General features: G+C 45.2%; 10 protein-coding genes. 4 read left to right on the forward strand and 6 right to left on the reverse strand.

What is annotated here, in order from left to right; translation table 11 throughout:
* Positions 1 to 72: 72 nt before the first annotated feature.
* The 5 genes from phnR to ED652_RS07985 form a co-directional block, all read right to left on the reverse strand.
* A complete protein-coding gene (gene phnR / locus ED652_RS07965; RefSeq protein ID WP_122054212.1) occupies positions 73 to 777 on the reverse strand; it encodes a phosphonate utilization transcriptional regulator PhnR in 705 nt (234 codons plus the stop codon).
* A 68-nt stretch (positions 778 to 845) separates the two neighbouring features.
* Complete coding sequence (locus ED652_RS07970; RefSeq protein ID WP_174214623.1) at positions 846 to 2,555, reverse strand: putative 2-aminoethylphosphonate ABC transporter permease subunit; 1,710 nt, start codon at positions 2,553 to 2,555, stop codon at positions 846 to 848.
* Between the two features lie 21 nt (positions 2,556 to 2,576).
* Positions 2,577 to 3,686, reverse strand: coding sequence for a putative 2-aminoethylphosphonate ABC transporter ATP-binding protein (locus tag ED652_RS07975; RefSeq protein ID WP_122054216.1), 1,110 nt, complete (start codon positions 3,684 to 3,686; stop codon positions 2,577 to 2,579).
* A 227-nt stretch (positions 3,687 to 3,913) separates the two neighbouring features.
* On the reverse strand, positions 3,914 to 5,335 hold the full coding sequence (locus tag ED652_RS07980; protein ID WP_122054218.1) for an FAD-dependent oxidoreductase: 1,422 nt from the start codon (positions 5,333 to 5,335) through the stop codon (positions 3,914 to 3,916).
* A gap of 120 nt (positions 5,336 to 5,455) precedes the next feature.
* On the reverse strand, positions 5,456 to 6,466 hold the full coding sequence (locus ED652_RS07985) for a putative 2-aminoethylphosphonate ABC transporter substrate-binding protein (RefSeq protein ID WP_122054220.1): 1,011 nt from the start codon (positions 6,464 to 6,466) through the stop codon (positions 5,456 to 5,458).
* 350 nt (positions 6,467 to 6,816) lie between these two features.
* Here ED652_RS07985 and phnW point away from each other — a divergent pair, with 350 nt between their 5' ends.
* From phnW to ED652_RS08005, 4 genes are all read left to right on the forward strand, one after another.
* Positions 6,817 to 7,920 carry a 2-aminoethylphosphonate--pyruvate transaminase gene (gene phnW / locus ED652_RS07990; RefSeq protein WP_122054222.1) on the forward strand — a complete coding sequence of 368 codons (1,104 nt, stop codon included), beginning with the start codon at positions 6,817 to 6,819 and terminating at the stop codon, positions 7,918 to 7,920.
* Entirely contained in the window at positions 7,920 to 9,359 is a 1,440-nt protein-coding gene (locus ED652_RS07995; RefSeq protein ID WP_122054224.1) for an aspartate aminotransferase family protein, read from the forward strand. The genes phnW and ED652_RS07995 overlap by 1 nt, the downstream gene beginning before the upstream one ends.
* Positions 9,360 to 9,485: 126 nt before the next feature.
* Positions 9,486 to 10,304 (forward strand): phosphonoacetaldehyde hydrolase, encoded by an 819-nt coding sequence (gene phnX, locus ED652_RS08000; protein ID WP_122054226.1) that lies wholly within the window; start codon positions 9,486 to 9,488, stop codon positions 10,302 to 10,304.
* A 333-nt stretch (positions 10,305 to 10,637) separates the two neighbouring features.
* Positions 10,638 to 11,711 carry an OmpA family protein gene (locus ED652_RS08005; RefSeq protein ID WP_122054227.1) on the forward strand — a complete coding sequence of 358 codons (1,074 nt, stop codon included), beginning with the start codon at positions 10,638 to 10,640 and terminating at the stop codon, positions 11,709 to 11,711.
* Between the two features lie 129 nt (positions 11,712 to 11,840).
* Here the strand turns inward: ED652_RS08005 and ED652_RS08010 are convergent, their stop codons facing one another.
* Positions 11,841 to 12,239, reverse strand: a complete 399-nt coding sequence (locus ED652_RS08010) for an OsmC family protein (protein ID WP_122054229.1) — start codon at positions 12,237 to 12,239, stop codon at positions 11,841 to 11,843.
* Positions 12,240 to 12,289 lie beyond the last annotated feature (50 nt).

Raw genomic sequence — 12,289 nt, forward strand, 5'->3', positions numbered from 1 at the left:
ATAAGAGACCTTTGATCGTTTCAATTGGGCAATCCTGCATAGTTGCAGATATGCCAACGTTATAACGTATGACTAGCGCTCGAGCTGTGCGACCGACTCAATGCTGATCGCGTCATGACGCCAATATTCAATATCGCAATCAATCAAATCACCGTTCTGATTGTAGTTAACACGCTCAACCACCATAGCCGGAGAACCAGAAGTCGCACGCAGAGCTTGCGCTGTTTCACCCAGCAATGATGTTGTGCTCACACGATAACGTATCTTTTGATACACCACACCAAAGTGCTCTCGGTAGATGTCCGTCAATGACTTAGACAAGTCGTAGTCAAGCAAGTTAGGGAACAGTTCAGGTCGAATGTAGTTGGTCACATACACAACTGGCCTATCTTCAAGGTAACGAACTCTGTCCACTCGATAAACATCCGAAAAAGGTTGCAGCTCAAGAAGCTTAGTTGCTTCCTTGGTTGCTAACATACCTTTCGCTGCCACTAATTCTGTTTTCGGCTTACGATTCTGCGACAAAGCCATATTAGTGAAGTTCAGCGTTTGCGTTGGATCGTAGCGCAGCGGCGCTGGAGAGATAAACCAACCACGGCGGTCTTCTCGATAAATACGCCCTTCAGCTTCAAGTGAAGACAGCGCTTCACGCAACGTTACTCGTGTTGTATCAAACGATTCAGCCAGTTTTCGCTCCGCAGGCAGCTTCTGTCGTGGCGTTAACATCCCCGACTCTATCTGCTCTACGATGACGTCTTTGATTTTTACGTACTGCACTTCATTTCCTTTTATTCTTGTTCTTGTCGTCAGCCACTCCTTGGCCAACTGCAATATAAAATGGTTCGCTAGCGTTTGCGCCAAGCTTGGGTGCGCTTCTCAAATAACTTGTTGATTAGCATATGAATCAACTTCGCACTTGCCGCCGATATCATGATCATGACGGCCATGGCGGCTGCTGCACCGGTTTGTCCCGCATCATCCATATTCAGTACTGAAACTGACGCAGGTATCGTATCGGTAGAATACAAGAATACTACCGCAGAAGTCGTGGTAAGTGCATTAATAAACAGGTATGTCGCAATATCTAAAATCGCAGGCAAACAAACCGGCACGGTCACCTTAAAGAACAGCTTGTATTGCGGTAGGTTAACCGAGGCCGCCGTCGCTTCTATCTCCTCAGGCAGCTGTTTTAATGCGGTTAATGCCGTCATGTGCCCTACCGTGTAATAGTGAACCACGGTGTTGATCACCAAGAACGCCATCGTGCCATACAAGAAGTTAAGTGGGTTGCTCAAGTCATTGAAGTAGAAGATGTACCCCAAACCCAACACCATGCCCGGAACCGCCATCGGGACCACACTGAGCATTTGCATTGCTTGACGAACAGGACCAAATGCTCTGCCTTTCTCAATGCAATATGCACCCAAGAAAATCAGTACCGTACCGATAATAGCAGTCCAAGCACCGAGCGTCAGAGAGTTGAAGAACGGCGTCCAACCGTAGGTACTCATTTCTGCGAAGTTGTAGTTATTCAATGTAAGCGCTTTGTTCCAAGGCCAGAACGTGACCATAGAACCGTATATCGCCATGCCTAGCACGATAACAACAGCAGCAGAGATGATAGTGCAATAGAGCAAACACACGCCATCACGTAGAGTGTTTGGTTCAGGTTGGTACGCGACGGATCGAGTATCAAACAAGCTCTTCTGTTTCTTTTGAACCCAGCGATCCACAGTAAACGCAAGCAACGCAGGCAATAGCAATAAAATACTGGTTACTGCACCCATAGAGAAATTCTGTTGCCCTACCACTTGTTTAAAGATGTCTGTCGATAGAACGTTGTAACTACCACCAATCACCTTTGGCACACCAAAGTCACAAACCACCAGCGTAAATACAACGATCAGAGTGCTTATCAAACCATACTTTGCCGCAGGTAGCGTCACCATGAAAAAGGTTTTTAATGATGAAGTATTAAGTGCACGTGCCGCCTCATACAGACGAGCATCAGAGGTTCTTAAGGAGGTGGTCAGAATCATCAAGGCGTGTGGAAAAGTCCAGAATATTAAGCCGAGTGATATACCAATCAAACCGTATACCGAATTTCCCCCTAATACTTCTTTGGCGATACCTTGATTGCCAAATAAGAAGATCAAACTGATCGCAGGAAGCAACGACGGAGCGAGAATCGGCGCTGAACCCAACATCTGAAAAAGCCCCTTGAAAGGCATACATGAACGAGTCAACGCATAGGCATAACCAAACGCTAATACACCCACGACAACCGTTACTAACAGCCCAAGCGTAAACGTGTTACCTACCGACAGCCAGAGGCTCTGCGAAGCAAAATACGTTGCGAAATTCTGTAACCCTACAAATTCACCGTCTGCGTTCTGAACACTCTTTTTCAACATTGCCCACAATGGCATCAGGATAAACAGCGTCATGACCACAGACAAAAAGGCCAACAGCCCAAAAAGGATTACGTTGTCTTTACTTAATCGAGCCAGAACAGGCTGTACTCGTCGTTGAATTAGCAGCTTAGATTGCATCATTTGAGTCGATTCCATGATTATTTACGCCGCCTCGTCTTTCATCACTTGCTGGCTTTTCGATGGGTAAGCTCTCAGGCCTTCTTGGTCAAACGCCACATAACGAATATCACTGCGACGCAGCTTCAATCGATTGAATTCTTTGACTGATACATCAACGATGATCTCTTTCGCCGTTGAGTCATGTTGTAATTGACACTCAACACGATAAAACGCCCCTAAGAATTCGCTTGATACGATTCTCACGGGTAATGACTCACTAAAACGATCCACAAACTGGATTTGCTCTGGACGAACGGCAATATCAAAAACGTCCCCAAGTTTTGGAGTGAGGTTATCTAAACCCGGCAACGGTAACATCGACTCAGCAATACGTATCTTGCCTTGCGCTGCGACAGAAGCTTGAATGAAGTTCATGCTGCCAACAAACTCAGCCACAAAACGACTGACTGGTTTTTGGTAGATCTCTTGTGGGCCGCCTACTTGCTCAATGACACCATGATTCATGACCACAATGCGATCGGCCATGGTTAAGGCTTCATCTTGGTCGTGCGTCACCATGATGGTGGTAATACCCAGTTTACGTTGCAGCTGACAGATCTCATCGCGCAGGTGTGTTCTGACCTTCGCATCTAACGCAGAAAGCGGTTCATCAAGTAGCAACAAACCTGGAGACAAAGCCAGTGCACGAGCCAAAGCAACACGTTGTTGCTGCCCACCAGACAGTTGATTTGGGTATTTCTGACCAGACGTTGGTAAGCCGATGGTCTCTAACCAAGACTCTACTGTTTCCAGAGCTTCTTTGGTCGACATCCCTTGATTCTTCAGGCCAATCGCAATGTTCTCTTCCACAGTGAGATTTGGGAACAAAGCATAGGATTGGAACACGATGCCAAAATCACGCTTTTCTGGTGGCAAGAAGGTCGTGTCATTACCGTTCTGCTCAATAGAACCTGAAGTTGGTAAATCTAGGCCTGCAATCGCACGTAATAAGGTGGTTTTTCCACAGCCAGATGGGCCAAGGAAACAGACGAACTCACCTTTTTCGATCGATAGGGAGATGTCTTTTAACGCTGTAAATTGGCCAAATTGCTTTACAACGTTTTCAATATTCAAATAAGTTTGGTTGCTCATACTACAGCACTCTCCATATGGTATATACCAAATCTAAACTGAGAATATTGCAGTTGAGTGACAAATTTATAGTAGCTAAATGACAGTTATATTGCAGATATAATAAGCATTAAAGATTGCTATTTATTCAGCATTAAAAGTGAGCTCAACGTTGAAAGCCCTCAGTGACTTGCCCATAAATCACTGAGAGCCTAAATGTAAACTTCTAATTTAAACGCTAGATTAATCTATGATTCAACCTTGTCGGCTTTGCCCGCCGCACCTGCGAGTTTTGATAACTGTTTATCCAGCCACAATGGCGTGTTACCCGAATCTTCCGCGTTCTCTTTTCTTCGCACCGCATCACGCACCATCATGGCACCTACCCAACGGAATGGCTCTGGCGGGAAGTGTCCTAACGGGCCTTTAGTTAAACCGCTTCGTGTCCAAGCGTTGTCGATATCGAGTGCCATTGCTGACAAAATCTTCCCGCCCATACGGGTTTGAGCAACGCCATTACCAGAGTAACCAAGCCCATAATAGATATTACTTTGGCTTTTTAGATTACCGAAAAATGGCAAACCGCTGACCGAACGATCTGAGCCGCCTGACCAGTTGTAATCGAATTCATTCTGTTCCAGTTTAGGGAACAATTTCTGGAAAGATTGATTGAGGATCGGTATGTAGTTAGTCGTTTGGTTGAACATGCTTTCAACTTGATTGGCAAACGAGAATTTATTGCCGCCTTTGCCCAACATGAGTCGTCCATCCTCAGTGTCACGGTAGTAATGAACAAAGATACGTGAGTCCACTACCGCCGCTCCTTTTTCGGGACCAAACTGCTTGAGCTTTTCTGGAATAGGCTTGGTCACTACCATGTCAGACGAGACAACCACAATGCTACGTTTGAACTCTTTAAAGTGATCGAGCATCCATGCATTGAGCGCTAAGATCACTTTATCGGAAGTTATCGTCCCACCTTTAATCTGGACGCGAGCTGGCGAGCCGTAATCAAGAGAAGTCATCTCTGTGTTTTCGTATATTTCGACACCCAATTCGATCGCAACGCGGCGTAAGCCTCTCGCCAATAACGCTGGCTGAACGCTACCAGCAGCTTCTGAGTAGTAACCTTCAATGTGGCGATCCGACCCCGCTTTATCAGCCAAAGAGTTATCGCACTTCTTCCAGCTATTAATACCCTGTTTAACCAGTTCGTTAACAACAGGCTCCATTCCACCCTTTTGAGCTTCATTGGTCGCCGTGTAGTAAGTTCCGCTGCGATACATGTGCGCGTCGATGTTGTGTTCGTTACAGAAAGCTTCGATCTCGTATATAACCTTTTCCGATTCCTTAACCAACCATTTCGCCTGTTCTTTTCCGTAGAGCTTTTTCAGCGTTGGATACTTAGTCGACCACGTCAGCATGCAGCCGCCGTTAGCACCAGAAGCACCGCTGCCACACAAGCCTTTTTCAATGACCACAACGTGCTTTTGAGGCTGTTGTTGTTTGATTAAAATCGCCGTCCATAAACCAGTGTAACCTCCGCCGACAATGGCGATGTCACAGTTAACGTCTTTTTGAAGCGGCTTAGCCGAATCTAGTCCCGCATTGACGCTGCCAAATTCCTGTTCCAATGCTTGCTTGAACCAATATGAGTAGTGCTTTTTCATTTGTTGTACCTTACTTAAAACCTAAAGGCGTAAAACTAAAAAAGGAAGACCGAAGCCTTCCTTTACTGATTTCTAACTTCTAATGAACCAAATAGTTAATTAACTGGGTAGCTCAGTAGACTAAGATTTTGGCTCTGACTTAGCGTCAAACTTCTCAGACCATGTTTTCAGAACATCTGCACGTTCACTGCCCATGCGAGCGAAGTCCATTTTTGCCATGTTCTTCTCTACGTTCGGGAAGTTCTCTGCTTTACCTGTGACATCTTGGTGGCCAACAACTGGGTACATTTCGATGTAAAGTTCATTCGCGGCTTTAGAGATAGACCAATCGATAACACGTTGTGCTGCATCGGAAGGCTTAACAAGACCTACCGCTTCAGATTCCCAACCGATACCTTCAGGCGTAATCACAGAAAGTGGCGCACCTTGAGTTTTTAGCTTCGCACCGCGGCTCGCCATAGAAATACCGATCGCCACTTCACCCATACCGGCTTGAACACATGGCTTCGAACCTGAGTGCGTGTAGTGAGCGATGTTTTGATCTAGCTTCTGCATGTAGTTCCAACCTTGGTCTTCACCCATGTTTTGCAGCCAAGCAGACACTTGCATGTAACCCGTACCAGAAGACGCTGGGTTTGGCATCGCAATATGGCCTTTGTAGATAGGCTTCGTTAGGTCATCCCAAGATTTAGGTGCAGGTAGGTTCAATTGCTTAGCAACTACTTCGTTGAAACAAACCGCATTGAAGAATGCGTCATTGCCATACCAAGCTTGAGTAGATTGCGGGTCGTTAAGATTTGCACGCAGCGCTTCTACACCTTGAGGAGTGTAAGGCTTAAGAATGCCCTCATCTTTAAGTAGAGCCATTGAAGAACCCGCAAGGCCCCATACTACTTCTGCACGAGGGTTGTTTTTCTCGGCCAATAATTTTGCCGTCATGATCCCAGTTGAATCACGAACCCATTTGATGTTGATGTCTGGGTTTTCACTTTCAAATGCGTTTTTGTATTTCGCTAAAATGTCAGTTTCAAAAGCGGTGTAAACCGTCACTTCCTGTGCTGCATAAGCATTACCAGCCAATAGAGTAACTAATGCTGCAAGTGATCCTTTCATAAAACGGTTTTTCATCATTTTCTCCAGTCAGGCCCGATGCCAAGGTTAGGAATTGCCAAGGTTAAAGTTGTTAAGGCTAGAAGCTCCATCTAGAGGCTTCTATATCCATAAATTCATTTAGGTTGTTAGCACACATCCTTACATTGGTATGTACCAGATTTCGAGTATTAAGCTAACTGGCTTTTATGACGATTAAATGAACAAAAAATGGCAATTTCAAGATCGGAAAATTTCTCAACACAAGTGACAAATTTGAATATGAAGCTTTTGTGAAAATAACGTTTGGGCTATTTACGACCGTTTAAATTGGTTGTTAAAGTAATCGCAAACATTGGTATAGTCCAAAACACAAATCACGAGAGTTGAACATGAGAAACGAATACTTACTACTGACACCAGGTCCTCTATCTACTTCTGAAACCGTTCGCCAAGCGATGCTAAAAGACTGGTGTACTTGGGATGATGAATACAACAAAGGCGTTGTTGAAGTGATTCGTAGCAAGCTTGTGACTTTGGCGACTAAGCAGGCGGGATATACAAGTGTATTAATGCAAGGCAGCGGCACCGCTTCAGTTGAAGCAACAATCGGTAGCGTTATCTCTAACAGCGGTAAGCTTCTTGTTGTCGATAACGGTGCGTATGGTGCTCGTATTGCTCAAATCGCAGAATATTTAAACATTCCATGCCATGTCGTTTCCCCAGGTGAAACATCACAGCCTGACTTGAACGAAATGGAAACGGCATTGGCCATGGATTCAGACATTACTCACGTGGCGATTGTCCACTGTGAAACCACCACTGGCATGCTGAATCCAATTGAAGAGATTGCCAAATTGGCAAAACAGCACAACAAAACCGTCATTCTTGATGCTATGTCGAGCTTTGGTGGCATCCCTATGGATATTGCTGACTTAGGTATCGATTACATGATCAGCTCAGCAAACAAGTGCATTCAAGGTGTACCTGGCTTCGGCTTTGTTATTGCAAAGCAATCAGATCTCGAGAAGTGTAAAGGCCAAGCTCGCTCATTAAGCCTTGATTTGTTTGACCAATGGCACTGTATGGAAAGCAACCATGGTAAATGGCGCTTCACCTCTCCGACTCATACAGTGCGCGCTTTCTACCAAGCTCTACTTGAATTGGAGCAAGAAGGTGGCATCGAAGCTCGTCATAATCGCTACCAAACCAACCAAGCCACATTGGTTGCAGGCATGCGTTCTCTTGGCTTTGAACCACTGCTCAATGATGACCTTCACTCACCTATCATCACCTCTTTCTATTCTCCAACTCATAGCGATTACCAATTCAAGGAATTCTATGACCGTTTGAAAGAACAAGGGTTTGTGATTTATCCGGGCAAGGTTTCAAACGCAGACTGCTTCCGCATCGGTAACATCGGTGAAGTTTACCCTTCTGATATTGAAGCCCTCATTGGCGCAGTGAAAAACGCTATGTACTGGGACATCAAATAATGACCACGACCAATCAAGAGCCAACTCTAAAAGCGACGCACTTTCGAAGCGAAGGCGATGTGAACACCACACCAGCACGTGAGAAATGGAACGAGTCGCTAAACGATGATGCAACTCAAGCGATGTTAAAACGTGACTCTGACGTATTTCTTCATCAAGCGATGTCAACACCTTGCCTAGACACGCTTGAAGCCGCAGAAGGTATTTACATTCAAGATGCGACGGGCAAGAAATACATGGACTTTCACGGCAACAATGTTCATCAACTAGGTTATGGGCACCCACATATTATTAATAGAGTGACTCAGCAAATGGCGTCATTGCCGTTTTCACCACGTCGATTCACCAATGAGACTGCAGTTCAGTGCGCCGAAAAACTCACACAGATCTGCGGTGGCGATTTAAACCGCGTGTTGTTTGCTCCGGGTGGTACATCGGTGATCGGCATGGCGCTCAAACTGGCTCGACATGTCACCAACAACTTCAAAGTAGTGTCATTGTGGGACTCATTCCATGGCGCGTCGCTGGATGCTATCTCTGTCGGCGGTGAAGCCTGTTTCCGCGAAGGCATGGGGCCGTTAATGGCAGGCGTAGAACGTATTCCACCAGCCATCTCTTATCGCGGTGCTTTCCCGCTTCACGATAGTTTTCCGTTAAGTGGGAATAACGCTAGCGATTCAAACGAGACTGCATGTGATGTGCACTATGCCGATTACCTTGAGTACGTGATTGAAAAAGAAGGCGGTATTGGCGCCTTCATTGCAGAAGCGGTTCGTAATACAGATGTTCAAGTGCCAAGTAAGGCTTATTGGAAGCGTATCCGTGAGATATGTGACAAACACAACGTCATGTTGATCATCGATGACATCCCAAACGGCATGGGTCGTAGCGGCGAATGGTTTACTCACCAAGCGTTTGATATCGAACCTGACATTCTATGTATCGGTAAAGGTTTTGGCGGCGGCTTGGTTCCAATTGCAGCCATGGTCACTAAAGACAAATACAACACGGCAGCGCAAGTTTCACTTGGTCATTACACCCATGAGAAAAGCCCTATCGGTTGCGCGGCTGCACTGGCTACGATGGAAGTGATTGAGCAAGAAAATTTACTTGAAAAAGTGCAAGCCGACAGCGCATTCATGCGTGAGCAGCTGCTTCAAATGAAAGAGAAATACCCAGTCATTGGTGACGTTCGTGGCATCGGCCTGCTTTGGGGCGTGGAGTTGGTCAACGATCATATCACCAAAACCCGAGCGTTCGATGAAGCAGAAGCCGTACTTTACCAATGCCTGAACGATGGCCTGAGCTTTAAGGTGTCACAAGGTAACGTGATTCAGTTGAGCCCACCATTGATCATCAGTCGTAGCGAACTAGAAGTCGCTCTGTCTGTATTCGAAAAAGCGATAGCAAAAGTCTGCAAAGACTTCGAATACCTTTGAATCACCTTTAAAGCACGTTTTGAAGAAATAATTTCAAGCAACCAATAACCTAAAACAATCAGTAACCTCCCGACTGAACCTTTGAGTTTTAAACAGGCGGGAAGTGACACACAATAGGACACTATTATGAACACGACATCACCTATCCAAGCGGTTATCTTTGACTGGGCTGGCACTATCGTTGATTTTGGATCGTTTGCTCCAACCAGTATTTTTGTAGAAGCATTCAGACAAGGTTTTGACTTTGATATCGTTTTAGCAGAAGCGCGTGAACCTATGGGGATCGGCAAATGGGACCACATCGAAGCGGTGGGTCGAATTCCAGCTGTTGACGCTCGTTGGAATGCTCAATTCGGACGCTCGATGACCAGTGAAGACGTTGATGCGATCTACGCGGCATTCATGCCTCTTCAGAAAGCAAAAGTAGCAGACCACGCAGCACCAATTTTAAACGCTATTGAAGTGGTAAATAACCTAAAAGAAAAGAACGTAAAAATAGGCTCTTGTTCTGGTTACCCACGTGAAGTAATGGATGTACTGATCCCAGCTGCAGCAGATTATGGTTATCTTCCTGACAACGTAGTAGCAACGGATGACTTACCGCAAGGCGGTCGCCCCGCTCCATTCATGGCGCTTAAAAACGTCATTGACCTAGGTGTGACGAACGTCGCCGCGTGTGTGAAAGTGGATGACGCTGCACCGGGAATCGATGAAGGCCACAACGCAGGTATGTGGACAGTAGGCCTTGTACTATCAGGTAACGAAGCAGGCTTAACCTACCAAGAATATGTGGATGCCGACGAAGCGACACTTGCAGCTGCGCGTGAAAAAGCAAGCGTGAAGCTAAACAAATCAAACCCGCACTACCTAATTGATACCATCGCCGACTTACCAGATGTCATTGCAGATATTGAAAAACGTTTGTTAGCTGGCGAACGCCCATAACGGTAATTGTTCAGGTTACCCAACCAAATATTCGATACACATAAAAAGAAACCTCGAATTGCCTAGAAATAATACGAGGTTTCTTTGTTTCCAACATTTGAGACAACATATTGTTGACAAACAACACAGTAAATAACACCTTAAACATATAATTTTTAACAATTTCATTGACTGCGATACGCAATCAGACTAACAATATAAGTACTGAGTAAAAAATAGGTCAACCTGAATCAACGCCTTGATTTACTTATTACAAGCAGTGTCATTAACTAATAAGTGATCGTTTTACTGGCAAGTTCAGATAACAACAATAGTTAATCCAAGGATAAGATTATGAAAAGACTGTCAAAAATCATGTGTGCTGTCGTTGCCGCTTCAGGCTTAGCTGCTGCTCCTTCAATTGCTGCAACCACTTACGTTGGTGCAAAAGTTGGCATGGGCTGGTTAGACAGCGCATGTGTAGCTGGTGCCAAATGTGATGATGATGCAATCGGCGCCGGTATCTACTCTGGCTACAATTTTAACGAGAAGTTTGGTATTGAGCTAAGCTCAGACTTCCTTGGTGACTACAAGACAAGTTTTACAAAAAACGGTACAACAGCTGCGTTCAGCGATCCACTAATCGCAATCTCACTAACGCCAATGTACCGCTTACCAGTACAGCAAGAATTTGACGTATTCTTCAAAGCTGGTCCTGCATACATTTCTCACGGTGGCGAAGATGACGTTGTACTTTCTGCTGGTATCGGTGTAGAGAAGCAGCTTTCTTCTGATTGGGCACTTCGCGTTGAATACCAGTACTTTGATGATTTCGACGACAAATACGTTCAAGATCTCAATTCGAACCTGTTGTCGGTCGGTGTTAGTTACAACTTCGGTACTGGTAATACAACCGCATCAGCAGCGGCTGCTGCCGCTTCGGCAGTAGCAGTGACTCAAGCACCATCTGAGCCAATTGCAGAGCCTGCTGCTGTAGTTGTTGAAGAAAAAACAGCTGTTATCGTTACTAAAGCGCAAACAGAGAGCTTCTCTCAAGAGATGTTTGCAACGAACAGTACTGAACTGTCTACAGATGGCAAAATTGCATTAATGCCATTGGTCGAAGTACTGAAAGCTCACCCTCAATCAACAGTTCAAGTTGTTGGTCACACCGATTCAACAGGCTCTGCCGAATACAACATGATGATATCTAAGAAACGTGCTGCTGCTGTAGCTGCATACATCGAAGAGCAAGGTATTGAAGCAGACCGCATCACTGCAACAGGTGAAGGCGAAGAAAACCCAGTTGCATCGAATGATACAGCTGAAGGTCGTGCTCAAAACCGTCGTGTTGACACAACGATCCCTGGCTTTGAATACCAGCAAGAAGTGAAAGTTGAAGAAGTTATCGTAGAAACTGCTGAATAAAAGCACTCTACCTTAGCTAAAATAACAAGGGCGGAACACTTTCAAGTGCTCCGCCCTTTTCTTTATCTGTCTTTGCCCAAAAACCTTAAGCTGCAAAAGTCTACCTAACACAGAGGTACAATCAGAAGACTAGACGATTTCCCAGCTGTGAGTCATTTCTACGCCAGCACCTAGCATCAGACATACTGAACAGTATTTATCTAATGAATCCGCACAAACTTTAGCAACAAGCTCAGGATCAAGGTTGTCACCTGATACTTCAAAATGAATATTAATAACGGTAAAGATTTTTGGTGCGGTTTCACGACGTGTGGTTTCAAGTTTTGCATTACAATCTGTAATGTTCTGGCCTGCAGATTTCAAACCATCAACCACATCAACAGAGCTACAACCACCAGCCGCCATTAACACCATTTCCATCGGGCTTGGCGCAGTAGCACCACCACTCCCATCCATCACGACAGAGTGACCTGATTGAGATTGGCCTAGGAATTTAAAGCCTTCGACCCATTTAACTTCTGCTTGCATGCTGTTCCTTAGATGTACGAAAACGTCATCATTAGCTAGTATTTTATATC

Source organism: Vibrio sp. Evd11 (assembly GCF_900382755.1).
Classification (GTDB): domain Bacteria; phylum Pseudomonadota; class Gammaproteobacteria; order Enterobacterales; family Vibrionaceae; genus Vibrio; species Vibrio lentus.